The sequence below is a fragment of the uncultured Albimonas sp. genome, from assembly GCF_963977235.1.
In the GTDB taxonomy this organism is placed as follows: Bacteria; Pseudomonadota; Alphaproteobacteria; order Rhodobacterales; family Rhodobacteraceae; genus Albimonas.
Map to the genome: position 1 here is coordinate 166,095 of NZ_CAXBOD010000002.1, position 15,467 is coordinate 181,561.

11 protein-coding genes are annotated in these 15,467 nt (G+C 71.1%); 4 read left to right on the forward strand and 7 right to left on the reverse strand.

The genetic code is table 11. From position 1 onward, the window contains the following. The 6 genes from AAC134_RS03025 to AAC134_RS03050 all read right to left on the reverse strand — a co-directional run bounded on the left by AAC134_RS03025 (nucleotide 1) and on the right by AAC134_RS03050 (nucleotide 8,734). The gene (locus AAC134_RS03025; protein ID WP_339947569.1) at nucleotides 1-705 is read right to left on the reverse strand and encodes an ABC transporter ATP-binding protein; all 705 of its coding nucleotides are present in this window, start codon (nucleotides 703-705) and stop codon (nucleotides 1-3) included. Further along, a complete protein-coding gene (locus AAC134_RS03030; protein ID WP_339947570.1) occupies nucleotides 698-1,450 on the reverse strand; it encodes an ABC transporter ATP-binding protein in 753 nt (250 codons plus the stop codon). The genes AAC134_RS03025 and AAC134_RS03030 overlap by 8 nt, the downstream gene beginning before the upstream one ends. Next, nucleotides 1,451-4,738 (reverse strand): carboxyl transferase domain-containing protein, encoded by a 3,288-nt coding sequence (locus AAC134_RS03035; RefSeq protein WP_339947571.1) that lies wholly within the window; start codon nucleotides 4,736-4,738, stop codon nucleotides 1,451-1,453. Between the two features lie 133 nt (nucleotides 4,739-4,871). After that, nucleotides 4,872-6,071: an ABC transporter substrate-binding protein gene (locus AAC134_RS03040; RefSeq protein WP_339947572.1), complete on the reverse strand. Its 1,200-nt coding sequence runs from the start codon at nucleotides 6,069-6,071 to the stop codon at nucleotides 4,872-4,874. 52 nt (nucleotides 6,072-6,123) lie between these two features. Continuing rightward, nucleotides 6,124-7,704 (reverse strand): fatty acyl-CoA synthetase, encoded by a 1,581-nt coding sequence (locus AAC134_RS03045; protein WP_339947573.1) that lies wholly within the window; start codon nucleotides 7,702-7,704, stop codon nucleotides 6,124-6,126. Nucleotides 7,705-7,930: 226 nt separating this feature from the next. Continuing rightward, nucleotides 7,931-8,734 carry a TetR/AcrR family transcriptional regulator gene (locus AAC134_RS03050; RefSeq protein ID WP_339947574.1) on the reverse strand — a complete coding sequence of 268 codons (804 nt, stop codon included), beginning with the start codon at nucleotides 8,732-8,734 and terminating at the stop codon, nucleotides 7,931-7,933. Nucleotides 8,735-8,924: 190 nt separating this feature from the next. On the opposite strand from AAC134_RS03050, the gene AAC134_RS03055 reads away from it, so the two are divergent. After that, nucleotides 8,925-9,806: a MipA/OmpV family protein gene (locus AAC134_RS03055; protein WP_339947575.1), complete on the forward strand. Its 882-nt coding sequence runs from the start codon at nucleotides 8,925-8,927 to the stop codon at nucleotides 9,804-9,806. A gap of 342 nt (nucleotides 9,807-10,148) precedes the next feature. Here the strand turns inward: AAC134_RS03055 and argE are convergent, their stop codons facing one another. Then, a complete protein-coding gene (gene argE / locus AAC134_RS03060) occupies nucleotides 10,149-11,321 on the reverse strand; it encodes an acetylornithine deacetylase (protein ID WP_339947576.1) in 1,173 nt (390 codons plus the stop codon). Nucleotides 11,322-11,604: 283 nt separating this feature from the next. Here argE and AAC134_RS03065 point away from each other — a divergent pair, with 283 nt between their 5' ends. From AAC134_RS03065 to AAC134_RS03075, 3 genes are all read left to right on the forward strand, one after another. After that, the gene (locus AAC134_RS03065; protein WP_339947577.1) at nucleotides 11,605-12,663 is read left to right on the forward strand and encodes an ABC transporter ATP-binding protein; all 1,059 of its coding nucleotides are present in this window, start codon (nucleotides 11,605-11,607) and stop codon (nucleotides 12,661-12,663) included. Then, nucleotides 12,660-13,679, forward strand: a complete 1,020-nt coding sequence (locus AAC134_RS03070; RefSeq protein WP_339947578.1) for an oligopeptide/dipeptide ABC transporter ATP-binding protein — start codon at nucleotides 12,660-12,662, stop codon at nucleotides 13,677-13,679. Before AAC134_RS03065 ends, AAC134_RS03070 begins: the two co-directional genes overlap by 4 nt. A gap of 70 nt (nucleotides 13,680-13,749) precedes the next feature. Next, a complete protein-coding gene (locus AAC134_RS03075) occupies nucleotides 13,750-15,459 on the forward strand; it encodes a peptide ABC transporter substrate-binding protein (protein ID WP_339947579.1) in 1,710 nt (569 codons plus the stop codon). Nucleotides 15,460-15,467: the final 8 nt, after the last annotated feature.

Below are 15,467 nucleotides of genomic sequence, written 5' to 3' on the forward strand. Positions count from 1 at the left end.
TCAGACCCCGAGGAACGCCTCGAGGCGCTCCGCGTTCTCGGCGATCTCGTCATTGGTCATGTGGTCGACGACCTGGCCGTGCTCGACCACGTAGTGGCGGTCGGCGACGGTGGAGGCGAAGCGGAAGTTCTGCTCCACCAGCAGGATCGTCAGGCCGCGGCGTTTGAGCTCCAGCAGCGCGTCGCGGATCTGCTGGACGATGACGGGGGCCAGCCCCTCGGTCGGCTCGTCGAGCAGCAGGAGCGTGGCGCCGGTGCGCAGGATCCGGGCGATGGCGAGCATCTGCTGCTCCCCGCCCGAGAGCTTGGCGCCGGAGTTGCCCCACCGCTCCCGCAGGCGCGGGAACAGGGTGTCGATCTCGGCGTCGGTCATGCCGCCCTCGCGCAGGACGGGGGGCAGGTGCAGGTTCTCCTTGACCGTGAGGGCCGAGAAGATGCCCCGCTCCTCCGGGCACAGGGCGACGCCGAGGCGGGCGATCCTGTGCGGGGCCATGGCGATGGTCTCGGCCCCGTCGAAGGCGACCGAGCCCTTGCGCTGTTTCAGCAGGCCCATGATGGCCTTGAGCGTGGTGGTCTTGCCCGCGCCGTTGCGGCCCAGCAGGGTCACCAGCTCGCCGCGCGGAACCTGGAACTCCATGCCGTGCAGGATGTGGCTTTCGCCATACCAGCCGTGCAGGTCGGCGACTTTCAGCAGCGCGTCAGGCATGGGCGTCGCTCCCCATGTAGGCCTCGATCACGGCCGGGTTGGCGGAGACCTCCGCATACGGTCCCTCGGCCAGCACCTCGCCGCGGGCCAGCACCGTGATCCGGTGCGAGAGGTCCGAGACGACCGAGAGGTTGTGCTCGACCATCAGCACGGTCCGCTTTTCGGCGGCGCGCCGGATCAGGTCGGCGGTGCGCGCGATATCCTCGCGCCCCATGCCGGAAGTCGGTTCATCGAGCAGCAGCAGCTTGGGGTCGAGCGCGAGCGTGGTCGCGAGCTCCAGCGCCCGCTTGCGGCCATAGGGCAGTTCGGCGGCCTGCCGGCGGGCGTCCTCCTCGAGCCCCACGTCGCGCAGGAGCGCCATCGCCTGGTCGTCGAGCACCGAGAGCGCCGTCTCCGGCCGCCAGAAGCTGAAGCTGTCGCCGCGGGGGCGCTGCAGGGCGATGCGCACGTTTTCCAGCACGCTCATGTGGGCGAAGGTCGCCGAGATCTGGAAGCTGCGCACCATCCCCATGCGCGCCACCTCGGCCGCGCCTGCGCCGGTGATGTCGTGCCCGTCGTAGCGGATCACGCCCTCGGTCGGGTCGAGGAACTTGGTGATCAGGTTGAAGCAGGTGGTCTTGCCCGCCCCGTTGGGGCCGATCAGCGCGTGGATCGTGTTTCGCTCCACGCCGAGATCCACGCCGTTCACGGCCTTGAAGCCCTTGAACGACTTGGTCAGCCCCTTGATGTCGAGGATCGCGTCCATCTAGCCGGCCCTCCCCGGATGTCCGTTGGTTTTCCAGTGGAAGTCGCGCGCCTCGATGGCCGCGGCGCGCAGGCCGCTGGTGATCCAGGCGCGGGTCTCGGCGGGGTCGATGACCGCGTCGATCTCGAGGAAGGCGGCCATGGTGGTGGCCTTGCCGACTTCATAGAGGTGGGCGAGCTTCTCCTGATAGAAGGCCTCGCGCGCGTCGGGGTCCTCGATCGCCTCCATCTCGCGGCGATAGCCCAGCCGCACGGCGCCCTCGAGGCCCATGCCGCCGAATTCCGCAGTGGGCCAGGCGACGGTGAAGACCGGGGCGTGGAAGCCGCCGGCGGCCATCGACTGCGCGCCCAGCCCGTAGCCCTTGCGCAGCACCACGGTGAACAGCGGCACCGAGAGCTTCGAGGCGACGGTGAACAGCGCCGCCGAGGCCCGCATCTGGCCCGAGGCCTCCGCCTCCGGCCCCACCATGAAGCCGGGCGTGTCGCACAGCGACAGCACCGGCAGGCCCCAGCGGTCGCAGAGCTTGAGGAACTCGGCCGACTTGCGCGCGCCCTCGGCGTCCACCGCGCCGCCCAGGTGGCGGGTGTCGTTCGCGACCAGCCCCATGGCCCGGCCCTCGATGCGCACCAGCGCGGTGACCATGCCCGGCGCGTGGTCGCGCTTCATCTCGATCACGCTGTCGGCGTCGGCCAGCGTCTCGATCACCTCGCGCACGTCATAGGCGCGGCGGCGGTTCTCGGGGATCTTCCAGCGCAGCAGGCGCTGGTCGGCGGCCTCCCAGTGCGCCGCGGGGCCCTGCACGTAGGACAGCAGGCGGCGGGTCATCTCGGTCGCCGCCTCCTCGTCCTCGACCACCAGGTCGACCGCGCCGATGGGGGCCAGCGTCGAGACGGGGCCGATCTCGTTCGGGGCGTAGACGCCCAGGCCCCCGCCCTCGACCATCGCGGGGCCGCCCATGCCGATGCAGGCGTTCCTGGTCGCCACGATCACGTCGCAGCAGCCCACCAGCGCCGCGTTGCCCGCAAAGCAGAAGCCCGAGACGACGGCGATCATCGGGACCTCGCCCGAGAGGTCCGCGAAGCGGCGGAAGCTGGGGGTGTCGAGCCCGTGGACCATCAGCCCGTCGGTTTCGCCCGGCCGCCCGCCGCCGCCCTCGCCATAGAGCACCAGCGGCAGGCGCAGGCGGTGGGCGAGCTCCAGCAGCCGGTCCTTCTTCTTGTGGTTCATCCAGCCCTGCGTGCCCGCGAACACCGTGAAATCGTAGGCCATGGCCATGATCTGGGTGCGCTCGGGCCCGTAGGCCTGCGCGTTGACCGTGCCGATGCCGGCCACCAGGCCGTCGGCGGGGGACATGTCGATCAGCTCTTCGGTCGTGCGCCTCTGGCGCTGGGCGGCGAGCGCGAGCGCGCCGTATTCGGTGAAGCTGCCCGGATCGCAGAGCTGGGCGAGGTTCTCGCGCGCCGTGCGCTGGTTGCGCGAGCGGCGGCGCTCGATGGCCTTGGGGCGGTTTTCGTCAAGGCCCCGCGCGTGACGCTCGATCACCGAGGCGAGGTCGGGGCGGATCGCCTCGAGGTCGATCTCCTCGGCCTCGACCACCGCGGCGCCTGCGGTCTCGGAGGCCTCGATCCACAGGATCGGGTCGCCCTCGCCCAGCGCCTCGCCGGGGGTCGCGGCGAGGGCGCGGACGATGCCGGCGGTCTGCGCGGCGACCACATGCTCCATCTTCATCGCTTCGAGGATCGCCACCGGCTGACCCTCGGCCACCGCGTCGCCCTCGGCGATCTCCAGCGAGGCGAGGACGCCGGTCAGGGGGGCGTTCAGCGGCTCGGCGCCCTCGGGCCCGTCCTGAGCGGCGGGCTTGGGGGTCTCGCCGGGCGTGGCGGGCAGGGCGGGGGCGTCGGCCATCTGCGCGATGACGGCGCCGGCGATCTCCTTGACCCAGGCGGTGTGGACCGTGTTGCGGGCGACTTCCGGGCGGGCGAGCAGGCCCGCGAGGAAGGGCGCGTTGGTCTGCACGCCGGCAATGCGGAACTCGCCCAGCGTCCTGGCGGCGCGGGCGATGGCGGCCGGGAAGCCGGGCACGGCCGAGCGCACGATCAGCTTCGCCAGCAGGCTGTCGAAGCGCGGGTTGATCTTCATCCCCGCGAAGCCCTGGCCGTCGACGCGCACGCCGGGGCCGGTCGGGGGTTCGTAGAGGCTCAGCGTCCCGCCCTGCGGACGGCTGTCGCCCGTGGGCGTCATGGTCTCGGCGTTCACCCGCAGCTGCACGGCGTAGCCGGAGCGCAGGGCCGGGGGGGTGGCGAGGCCCAGCGAGGGGAGGCTCTCGCCCCCCAGCAGCAGGATCTGGGTCGCCACGAGGTCGAGGCCGGTCACCTCTTCGGTCACCGTGTGCTCGACCTGGAGGCGGGGGTTGGCCTCCATGAAATAGAAGGCGCCGGGCGCGTCGAGGTCGACCAGGAATTCGAACGTGCCCAGGCCCCGATAGCCCACCGCGCCGGCGAGCTTCAGGGCGGCCTCGAGGATCGCCTCGCGCAGGTCGGGGGCGAGGTCGGGGGCGGGGGCGATCTCGACCAGCTTCTGGCCCTGGCGCTGCAGGGTGCAGTCGCGCTCCCAGGCGTGGACGACCGCCCGACCGTCGCCGATCACCTGCACCTCGATGTGGCGGGCGCGCCTGACCAGCTTCTCGGCGTAGAGCGCGCCGTCGCCGAAGGCCCCGGCGGCCTCCGACGCGCAGCGGGCGTGGGCGTCGGCGACCTGGGCCGCGTCCTCCACCGCGCGCATCCCGCGCCCGCCGCCGCCGGCGACGGCCTTGATCATCGTGGGGCCATGGTCTTCGACGAAGGCGCGGACCGCCTCGACGTCGGCGCCGCCGGGCAGGCCCGGCAGCAGCGGCACGCCCAGCTCGGCGGCCAGCGCGCGGGCGGCGGACTTGTCGCCCAGCCGCGAGAGCGTGGCGGCCTCGGGGCCGATGAAGACCAGCCCCGCCTCGGCGCAGGCCGCGGCAAAGCCGGCGTTCTCCGAGAGGAACCCGTAGCCCGGGTGAATCGCGTCGCAGCCGGTGGCCCTGGCGGCCTCGATCACCGCCTGGCCGTCCAGGTAGGCGGCCGGGCCGGTCCCGGGCAGCGCATGGCAGGCCTCGCCGGCGCGCGAATGCAGCGCCTGCGCGTCGTCCTGCGAGGCCAGCGTCACCGCCCGCAGGCCGAGGTCGGCGGCCGCCCGCGCGATGCGGATGGCGATCTCTCCACGGTTGGCGATCAGGATCGAGCGGATGGGCATGGCGTCTCGCATCGGCGGCTCGGCCCGGCGGCGCAGGGGCGCCCGGCGGAACCGTCGTCAAAGGGGGGGGCGGACCGGAGGCGCCTGCTGGCGCCTCCGCGGGATCGAAGGGGGCGCCTGTGCGCGCCCCCGGGGGATCAAAGGCTTACTGCACCAGCGCGCAGCCGCCTTCCTCCAGCGTCTGGAAGGCCTCGCCGTCGGCCAGCGTGCCGATCTTGGTCAGCATGTCCCACTCGCCCTCGGAGTCGCCCGGCGCCTTGACCTGGTAGAGCGAGAAGTCCCGCATCACCCGGCCGTCGGCGCGCACCTTGGCGCCCTTGGTGTAGAAGTCCTCGACGGGCAGCTCCTTCATCTTGGCGGCCACCGCGGCCCCCTCGGTGGTGCCCGCGGCCTCGACCGCCTTGAGGTAGTGCAGCACCGAGCCGTAGACGCCCGCCTGCATGCCGTTGGGCATCTCGCCGGTCTTGTCCTCGTAGCGCTTGCCCATCGCCCGGGTCTCGTCGGTCTCGTCCCAGTAGAAGGTCTCGGCGAGGTAGAGGCCCTGCGCGGCATCCAGGCCCAGGGCCTTGATGTCGTTGACGAAGATGATGAAGCCAGCCATCGCCTGGCCCTGCTCGGTCACGCCGAACTCGGAGGCCTGCTTGATGAAATTCACCAGATCGCCGCCGGCCAGCGCCAGGCCGATGGTCTGCGCGCCCGAGGACTGGGCCTGCAGGATGAAGGACGAGTAGTCGGCCGTCGACAGCGGCGCGTTGACCTGGCCCACGACCTCGCCGCCGGCTTCCTCGGTGAACTTGCGCGCATCGTCGGCCAGCGCGTGGCCGAAGGTGTAGTCGGCGGCCACGATGAACATCTTGTCCGCGCCCGACTCGACCACCGACTTGGCGATGGTCTTGGACAGGGCGTAGGTGTTGTAGACCCAGTGGAAGCCGGTCTCCGAGCAGGCCTCGCCGGTCAGCGCGTTGGTGCCCGCCGAGGTCGAGATGTTGACCTTGCCCTTCTCGGTCGAGATCCCGCGCACCGCGAGCGCGACCGAGCTGTTGCCGAGGCCGGTGATCATCTCGACCCCGTCGACGTCATACCATTTGCGCGCGATCGAGGCGCCGACGTCGGCCTTGTTCTGGTGATCGGCCGAGACGATCTCGATCGGCCGGCCCAGCACCGTGCCGCCGAAATCCTCGACCGCGAGCTGCGCGCCCGCGACCGAGTTCGCGCCGGTGATGTCGGCGTAGACGCCCGACATGTCTTCCAGGACGCCGATGCGGATCGGCTCCTGCGCGTGGGCCGCGCTCCAGCCGCCCAGGGCGAACGCGGCGATGGCCGCGCCCAGAAGGGTGCGTTTCATGATCTCTCTCCTCCCATGTGGTTCGGGCCGGCCCTCTGGCGGGGCCTCGGGTTCAGCCCGCCGACGCCGCGGCGCCGGAGTGAACGGCGGTCTCCTCTCCGCCGTGGACCCGGCGCAGCTCTCGCTTGAGGATCTTGCCCGAGGCGTTTCTCGGCAGATCCTCGACGAAGACGATGCGCTTGGGGATCTTGTAGTGGGCGAGGCTTTTCTTCGCGTGCGCGATCAGGTCGGCCTCGGTGGGGGAATGCCCCTCCTTCAGCACCACCATCGCGGCGATGGCCTCGAGCCATTTCTCGTCCGGCAGACCCACGACGGCGACCTCGAAGACCGCCTCGTGGGAGAACAGCACGTCCTCGACCTCGCGCGAGGCGACCAGCACGCCGCCGGTGTTGATCACGTCCTTCACCCGGTCGACGACATAGAGGAACCCCTCCGCGTCAAAGCGGCCCATGTCGCCGGTGTGGAACCAGCCGTTCTTGAACGCCTCGTCGGTGGCGTCGGGGCGGTTCCAGTATTCGGTGATCACGTGGGGGGTGCGGTGGACGATCTCGCCGGTCTCGCCGACGGGGACGTCGTTGTCGTCCTCGTCCACGACGCGGGTCTCGACGTTGAGCACCGGGCGGCCGCAGGAGGTCAGGCGGCCGTCATGCTCCTCGGGCTTGAGCACGGTCGCCAGCGGCCCGGTCTCGGACTGGCCGTAGCAGTTGAAGACGCGGGCCCCATTCAGGCGCTTGCGCAGCTCCACCAGGATCGGCTCGGGCATGATCGAGGCGCCGTAGTAGACCTTGTTGAGCGAGCTCAGGTCGTGGCTGTCGAAGCCCGGATGGCGCAGCAGCCCGACCCAGACCGTGGGCGGCGCGAAGAACGAGGTGATCTTGTTCCGCTCGATGCAGGCGAAGATGTCCTCGGGCTTGGGCTGCTCGAGCAGGGCGCAGGTCGAGCCGACCATGATCTGCGGGTTCGAGAAGGTGTGGATCTGGCCCGAGTGGTAGAGGGGCAGGGACCACAGGCAGCGGTCGCTCTCGACATATTCCAGCGCGTGGATGCAGCTGTGGAATTCCGACATCAGGGCGCGGTGCTTCATCAGCCCGCCCTTGGGCTTGCCGGTGGTGCCGGAGGTGTAGAGGATCTGGACGTAGTCGTCCTCGCTCACGTCCCACTCGCGCTCGGGGTCGAAGGCGCCGGTCGCGGCGGCCATCACGTCGATCGCGTCGCCCCCGTCGAAGGCCGAGAGGAACTCCAGCCCCTCGACCGGGCCCATGTCGTCGATCGAGCCCTTCAGCGCGCGATCGTAGACCAGCGCGCGGGATCCCGACTGCTCGACGATGTAGCGCAGCTCCGGCCCCGTCAGGCCGTAGTTGGCGGGCACGTGGATCAGGCCCGACTGGGCGCAGGCCAGCCACAGCAGGTAATACGCGTCGGAGTTGCGCGCGAAGGCCGCCACCCGGTCGCCCTTCTTCAGGCCGGCGTCGCGCAGGTGGGTCGCGATGCGGAAGGCAGCCGTCTCCATCTCCTCATACGACCAGGTGCGGTCGCGGAAGATCAGGGCGTCCTTCTTCGGGTTGCGGGCCACGGCGCGGCGCAGGCCGTCGCCGATGCCGTTGCGGCCGGCGCGGGCGCGAAAGTCGGTCATCGATGTCCTCCCTTGGGGCCGCGCTCGGGGGGCGGGCGGAGCGCGAGCATGGCGCAGCGCGTCGCGCGCGTCACGACCTGCCGGCCGATCGGATATCGTGAAAGGGCGCCGCGCGGCGCGGCGGGGTCGACGGTCACGTCGCGGTTTCCTCCCTGGGCGCGGGGCCGTCGCGCCCCGTGGGCTGCGCATGCTCCGTCGTTCTCTCTCGCAACAGATATAGTCGCGATTAGGTTTTGCTGGCCGCGAGCATATTTTCCTGCGCCGAGTCGTCAAGCGTCTCGTTGGGCGCCGGTCCGGCCGGCGGGCGAGAGGGCCCGCCCCAGGCCCCCGAGGCGACCTCGAACGGCACCCCCAGGGCCGCCAGCACCAGCGTCTCGAGCCGCGAGGCCACGACCTCGGGGCTCTCGGGGCCGTCGGGGTGGAACCAGTTGAACGGCCAGGTGACCATGCCGGTGACGGTCTGGTTGGCGATCGAGGCGTCCTCGTAGCGGAACACCCCGGCCCGGCGGCCTTCCTCGAGCAGCTCGTGCAGGGCGCGGGCGAAGCGCTGGCGGTCGGCGCGCAGACGCTCGTAGATCTCGGGAGGCAGGTGCTTGCCCTCGACGAACAGGATCGAGAGGAACTCGCGCTCCTCGATCACCCGCAGGGACATCTCGCGCACGAAGCTGCGGAAGCGGGTCAGGACGTCGTCGTCGGTCGGGGCGAGGGCCGACTCGGCCAGGTCCGCCGACATCACCGAGGTCTGCGCGCAGATCGCGGTCAGCAGCTCCAGCTTCGAGGCGAAGTGATAGTAGATGAACGGCGGCGTCACCCCCAGCGCGTCGGCGATGTCGGAGACCTTGGTGCCCGTGTAGCCGTTGCGGAAGAACAGCGAGGCCGCGGTCTTGAGCACCAGCTCCTTCTTGTAGGCGTAGGCCGCCAGGCGCGCCGCGGAACGGCCGGCCGGGCGGGCGCGCGCGCGTCGCGGCGCATCGGTTTCGCCGGGCGGAGCGGCGGGGTCGCCGGGCGTGCTTGGGATGTCGTCGGTCATGGGCTCCGCATCGGCGAGGCGCGCCGGGGTCGCGTGGGCGCGCAGGCGCATGATCCCCGATGCGCCCGCCCGGCGCCAAGAGGGCGCGATCGAGCGCCGCCGCGACGCTGGCGGCTGGGCGCGGGCCGTGGACGCGCCCGCGCCCAGCCGCTAGCCTCGCGGCAGAGTCAGTTGCCGGGAGGCGCGTGAGATGACCTTCGCCCATTCGAGCGCCCGGGCGCGCGCCGCCGCCCGTCTTCGCGCGGGCGCGCGCGCCCTGCTTCTGCTGTCGGCCGGCTGGGCCTCGCCCGCGCTCGCGGGCGGCGATTTCCCGATCCCGATCCCGCTCGACCACCTGCCCAACGCGGTGGCCGTGGGCGTGGGCTTCGCGCCCACCTGGCTCGGCTCGGACGACTATTTCCTCGGCGGGGCGCCGGCGGCGAGCATCGGGACCCCGCTCGGCCGGCTGAACGTGATGGGCAACTATGCCGCGCTCAACCTGCTCGAGGAGCGGTTCGACCGCAGCGGCTGGCGCTTCGGGCCCGCGGTCGTCTACCGCTTCGGCCGCTCGGACGTCGACGACCCGGTGGTGGCGCGGCTCCCCGAGGTCGACGATTCGCTCGAGATTGGCGCGAACCTCGGCTACCAGTTCGTCGACGCGGCCAATCCGGTGCGGCGGCTGAACCTCGGCGCGGACCTGACCTTCGACGTGACCCAGGGCGACGGCGCGGCGGCGCTGAACCTGTTTGCGCGCGCCGTCCAGCCGCTGCCCTGGCCCGGCGGCGCCGCGATGGCGCTGGTCTCGGCGACGCTGGTCAACGACGCCTATGCCGAGCGGTTCTTCTCCGTTTCGGCCGCAGGGTCCGCCGCCAGCGGCCTGCCGATCTTCGAGGCCGGCGGCCCCGGCCGCGACGTGCGCGTGGGCGTCGGCATGCTCCAGAGCCTGTCGCCGCGCTGGCACCTCGGCGCGGGGGTCGTCTACAGCCGCCTCGTCGGCGACGCCGCCGACGGTCCGATCGTCTCGCGCCGGGGCGAGGCCGACCAGCTCCTGTTCGGCCTCGGCCTCGCCTACGCCTGGGGCTTCGAGGGCTAGGCGCCCGCGCCCGACCTGCCGCGGCAAGCGCCTGTTCTCCGGAGCCGTCTCTCGCGGATGCCGATCAGAGCGACTCGGCCGGAGGGGTCAGGGATCGCGAAGCGACCGGCGCAGCCGGCTTGTCCTTGACCCCTGCGGGCGAGTCGCTCAGGCATCAGACGCGAGAGACGGCTCCGGAGAACAGGCGCGGGGCTTGTTCTTGGGTGAGTCAGGAGCCCGCCGGAGGCTCCCCCCGCCGGAATTCGGACGCGACGCCAGCCCCCGGGCGCCCGACAGCCAAGCCCGCCCGCAGGGCGCCTGCAGTCCGCTCCCCCACGCTCGCGCAGCGCCAGTCGCCCCCCCTCAAGCCGCCAGCATCGCCACCAGCCGCTTCATGAACGCCTCGCCCTTGTCGAGCTGGTCGACTTCGAGGAATTCGTCGGGCTGGTGGGCCTGGGCGATGTCGCCCGGCCCACAGACGATGGTCGAGTAGCCGCCCTCCTGGAAGAAGCCGGCCTCGGTGCCGTAGGCGACCGCGCGTTCGGCGTTGTCGCCGGTCAGGATCCGGGCGACGCGCTCGGCCTCGCCGTTCTCCTCGCGCCGGCAGGGGGGGACGGGGATGCGGGGCTGGGGGTCGATGCGGGCCTCGGGGCGGATCCGGCGCAGCTCCGCCTCGAGGCGCGCGCATTCCTCCTGATAGCGGCGGGCCCAGTCGGCGGGGACCTCGGGCGGGACCACGCGGATGTCGGTGGTGAACCAGGCGTCCTTGGCGGTGATGTTGCCCGCCGTGCCGCCGTGGAAGATGCCCACGTGCAGGGTGGTCCAGGGCGGCTCGAACCCCTCGGCCTCGGGGTAGGGGGCGGCCTCGGCCCTCGCCCGGTTCTCGGCCATGCGGTCCTCGAGCCAGGTCACCAGCCGGGCCGCGGTCATCACCGCCGAGACGCCCTTGTGGACCTGCGAGGAATGGATCTCGAACCCGGTCACGAACGTGGTGAACCCCGCCCCGCCCTTGTGGGTCGAGACCACGCCCATCGAGGTCGGCTCCCCCACGATCACGGCCGAAGCCGGGGGCAGAACCTTCTGCATTTCGGCGACCAGGGGCGGCGCGCCGCGACAGCCCAGCTCCTCATCGAAGGAGAAGGCGATCTGCAGGGGGCGCTTGATCCCCGCCCTGGCCGCGTCGGCCGCCGCGCACAGCGCCAGCGCGTCGAACCCCTTCATGTCGCAGGTCCCGCGGCCGAAAAGCTTGCCGTCCCGCTCGACCACCTGGAAGGGATCCGTGCTCCAGGCCTGGCCCTCGACCGGCACCACGTCGGTGTGGCCCGACAGGACCATGCCGCCGGGGACCTCGGGGCCGATGTTGGCGAGCAGGGCCGCCTTTTCGCCGGTCTCGTCGGGCATCAGGTGCACCCGCGCGCCGTGACCCTCGAGGTAGTCCTTCGCGAAATGCACCAGCTCCAGGTTCGACTTGGCGCTGACGGTGTCGAAGCCGACCAGCTTCTCCAGCATCTCGCGCGGGGTGTAGGTGACGGGCATCCGGGGGGCTCCTCAAGGGGACGACGCCGCCAGCCTGCGCCGCGCCCCGCGGCGCGGTCAAGCGCGCCCGCAAGACGGGCGGCCGCCCAGCCGACCGCCGGCAGGGATCTGACGCAGGGACTTCCGAGGATTATCGATAATCCGCGCGCCCGGGCGTTTTTGCGTTGCGGCGCCACCCGTATTGGTATTCTCTGACTCGCGCAGAACCCGAAAAACAATGGGTCCGACAGGGAAAAGAACACCATGCGAACGGCCGACGCCCTTGCGGCGGGACGGGATGCCCTTGGCTGACGGCGCCCCTGCGACCGCCCGCCAGACGGAAGGCGCGGACGACGCGCCCGTGCTCGAGGTCGAGGGCCTCGAGACCGTCTTCGACACGCGCGACGGCGCGGTGCATGCGGTGAACGGCGTGTCCTTCCACCTCCGCCCCGGCGAGCTGCTGGGGGTGGTGGGCGAGAGCGGCTCGGGCAAGTCCGTCACCATGATGAGCGCGCTGCAGCTGCTGCCCAGCCCCCCCGCGCGGCGCACCGGGGGCGCGGTGCGCTTCCGCGGCCGGGACGTCGACGCGATGACGCCCAAGGCCCTGCGGGCCCTGCGCGGCGGCGAGATCGGCTTTGTCTTCCAGGACCCGATGACCTCGCTGAACCCGGTGTTCACGGTGGGCTTCCAGATCATGGAGCCGCTGCGCAAGCACCTGAAGCTCAGCAAGCCCGAGGCCCGCAGGCGCGCGGCCGAGCTGCTGGCCATGGTCGGCATCCCCTCCCCCGAGGCGCGGCTGAACGACTATCCCCACCAGTTCTCGGGCGGCATGCGCCAGCGGGTGATGATCGCCATTGCGCTCGCCTGCGAGCCCGGCGTGGTCATCGCCGACGAGCCGACCACCGCGCTCGACGTCACCATTCAGGCGCAGATCATCGAGCTGGTGAAAGACCTGCGCCAGCGCCTCGGCGCGGCGATCGTGTGGATCACCCACGACCTCGGCGTGATCGCGGGCATCGCCGACCGCGTGGCGGTGATGTACGCGGGCCGCATCGTCGAGGAGGGCCCCGTTCTCGAGATATTCGAGAACCCCCAGCACCCCTATACCCGCGCCCTGCTCGAGACGATGCCCCACCTCGAGGGCGACCGCCCCGAGCGTCTGCGCACCATCACCGGCCAGCCGCCGGTGCTGATGGCCCGGCCCTCGTCCTGCTCCTTCGCGCCGCGCTGCCCGCACGCCTTCGACAAATGCCTCGCGGCCGATCCGCAACTGGAACCCCGCGGCGCCCCCGGCCATCGCGCCGCCTGCTGGTGGACCCCGCCCGAGGCCGGCGCCTCGCCGCAGACGGAGGCCCCGGCATGACCGACGCCGCCGCCCTTCGCGCCCCCGTCCCCGCCGCGGCCGAGGATGCGCCGCTGCTGCGGGTCCAGAACCTCTCGGTCCACTTCCCGATCCACAAGGGCCTGCTGCGCCGCCAGGTCGGCGCGGTGCAGGCGGTCGACGAGGTCGACTTCGACGTCCGCAAGGGCGAGACGCTGGGCCTGGTCGGCGAATCCGGCTGCGGCAAGTCCACCACCGGCCGCGCCGTCCTGCGCCTGACCCCGATCACCGCCGGCCGGGTGATCCTGGGCGGCGAGGACATCACCCATATCGAGGGCGAGGCCCTGCGCGCCCGGCGCCGGAAGATGCAGATGATCTTCCAGGACCCGCAGGCGAGCCTCAACCCGCGGATGAACGTCGCCGGCATCATCTCCGAGCCGCTGACCGAGCATCTCTCGCTGACCCGCAAGCAGCTCGACGCCCGCGTCTACGAGCTGATGGACCAGGTCGGCCTGCGCCGCAGTTTCGCCAACCGCTACCCGCACGAGTTCTCGGGCGGTCAGCGCCAGCGCATCGGCATCGCCCGGGCGCTGGCGCTGGACCCCGAGTTCATCGTCTGCGACGAGCCGATCGCGGCGCTCGACGTCTCGATCCAGGCGCAGGTGGTCAACCTGCTCGAGGAGCTGCAGCAGCGCCTCGGGCTGACCTACCTGTTCATCTCCCATGACCTGTCGATGGTGCGCCACATGGCGACCCGGGTGGCGGTCATGTATCTCGGCCGGATGGTCGAGCTCGCCCCGCGCGAAAAGCTCTACGCCATGCCCAAACACCCCTACACGCAGGCCCTGCTCTCGGCCGTGCCCGAGCCGGACCCCCGGCGCGAGGCCAGCCGACAGCGGATCATCCTGACCGGCGACGTGCCCAGCCCGGCGAACCCGCCCTCTGGCTGCCGCTTCCGCACGCGCTGCCCCTACGCCTTCGACCGTTGCGCGGTCGAGACGCCTGCCTTCCGCAAGCTGTCGGACGGCCACTTCGCCGCCTGCCACCTTTCGGAATGACCCGAGCTTCCGAGCGGATACCGGGAACAATCCGGGCCGCTTCCATCAACAGGGAGAGAAGGAAGAGACCATGAAACCGATGCACAAGTTGCTTGCGGGCGCCTGCGCCACGGCGTTGCTGGCCGGCGCGGCCCCCGCCCAAGCCGAGCGCGGCGCCGACGGCCAGCTCAACATCATCTACTGGCAGGCCGTGTCGATCCTGAACCCGTTCCTCTCGGGCGGCACCAAGGACGTCGAGGGCTCGTCCCTCGTGCTCGAGCCGCTGGCCCGCTACGACGAGACTGGGACCATGGTCCCCTGGCTGGTCGACGAGATCCCCACGCTGGAGAACGGCGGGGTGTCCGAGGACCTCAAGTCGATCACCTGGAAGCTGAAAGACGGCATCAAGTGGTCCGACGGCTCGGACTTCACCGCCGAGGACGTGGCCTTCACCGCCGCCTACTGTATGGATGAATCGGGCGGCTGCCAGCAGGTCGCGGCCTTCACCGACGTCGAGTCGGTCGAGGTGGTCGACCCGCTGACCGTCAAGGTCACCTTCTCGGTCGCCAAGCCCTTCCCCTACGGCCCCTTCGTCGGCGCCCAGTCGCCGATCATCCAGAAGGCCCAGTTCGCCGACTGCATGGGCGCCAAGGCCCCCGAGTGCACCGACGCCAACTTCGGCCCCCACGGCACCGGCCCCTACGTCGTCTCGGAGTTCAAGCCCAACGACGTGGTGGTGTTCGAGCCCAACCCCCACTACCGCGAGGCCGACAAGCCGGCGTTCTCCTCGGTGGTGTTCAAGGGGGGCGGGGACGCCGCCGCCGCCGCGCGCTCGGTCCTCGAGACGGGGGAGTTCGACTACGCCTGGAACCTGCAGGTGGAGCCCGAGATCCTCACCCAGATGGCCGCGGCCGGCAAGGGCACGGTGGTCTCGGCCTTCGGCACCTCGGTCGAGCGTCTGCACACCAACTTCACCGATCCCAACCCCGACCTGGGCGACCAGCGCTCCACCGCCGAGGGCGGCGCGCATCCGTTCCTGACCGATCCCGCGGTGACCAAGGCGCTGAGCCTTGCCATCGACCGCGAGATCCTGGTCGAGGCCGGCTACGGCGCCGCGGGGCAGGTGACCTGCAACGTGCTGCCGGCGCCCGAGGTCTACAACTCCACCAACAACGACTGGTGCAAGACGCCCGACGTCGAGGAGGCCAACCGCCTGCTCGACGAGGCGGGTTACGAGATGGGCTCGGACGGGGTGCGCGAGAAGGACGGCGTTCGCCTGTCGATCCTGTTCCAGACCTCGACCAACTCGGTCCGTCAGGGCACCCAGGCGCTGATCAAGCAGATGTGGCAGGAGATCGGCGTCGAGACCGAGCTGCGCAACGTCTCGGCCTCGGTGTTCTTCGGGGGCGACCCGTCCAGCCCGGACACGTTCCAGAAGTTCTACGCCGACATCGAGATGTACACCAACAACTTCGACGGCACCGACCCGGAAGCCTACATGGCCTCCTGGCGCTGCTCGGAGATCCCGTCGCCGAAGACCAACTGGCTGGGCGCCAACATGCCCCGCTACTGCTCGGAGGAGTATGACGCGCTGGTGGCCGAGATGAGCGAGACGGCGGAGCTCGAGAAGCGCGCCGAGATGGCGATCAAGATGAACGACATGCTGATGAACTCCGGCGCGATCATCCCGCTGATCCACCGCGGCGGCGTCTCGGCCCACGCGGTCACCCTGGACGGGGTGAAGATGAACGAGTGGGACTCCGAGCTGTGGAACATCGCCGACTGGACCCGGTCGGAGTGACCCGCGGG

Bases quoted from the DNA above. Each gene is read 5' to 3' on its own strand.
- AAC134_RS03025 (WP_339947569.1), bottom strand. From the start codon at position 705: ATGCCTGACGCGCTGCTGAAAGTCGCCGACCTGCACGGCTGGTATGGC.
- AAC134_RS03030 (WP_339947570.1), bottom strand. From the start codon at position 1,450: ATGGACGCGATCCTCGACATCAAGGGGCTGACCAAGTCGTTCAAGGGC.
- AAC134_RS03035 (WP_339947571.1), bottom strand. From the start codon at position 4,738: ATGCGAGACGCCATGCCCATCCGCTCGATCCTGATCGCCAACCGTGGA.
- AAC134_RS03040 (WP_339947572.1), bottom strand. From the start codon at position 6,071: ATGAAACGCACCCTTCTGGGCGCGGCCATCGCCGCGTTCGCCCTGGGC.
- AAC134_RS03045 (WP_339947573.1), bottom strand. From the start codon at position 7,704: ATGACCGACTTTCGCGCCCGCGCCGGCCGCAACGGCATCGGCGACGGC.
- AAC134_RS03050 (WP_339947574.1), bottom strand. From the start codon at position 8,734: ATGACCGACGACATCCCAAGCACGCCCGGCGACCCCGCCGCTCCGCCC.
- AAC134_RS03055 (WP_339947575.1), top strand. From the start codon at position 8,925: ATGACCTTCGCCCATTCGAGCGCCCGGGCGCGCGCCGCCGCCCGTCTT.
- argE (WP_339947576.1), bottom strand. From the start codon at position 11,321: ATGCCCGTCACCTACACCCCGCGCGAGATGCTGGAGAAGCTGGTCGGC.
- AAC134_RS03070 (WP_339947578.1), top strand. From the start codon at position 12,660: ATGACCGACGCCGCCGCCCTTCGCGCCCCCGTCCCCGCCGCGGCCGAG.
- AAC134_RS03075 (WP_339947579.1), top strand. From the start codon at position 13,750: ATGAAACCGATGCACAAGTTGCTTGCGGGCGCCTGCGCCACGGCGTTG.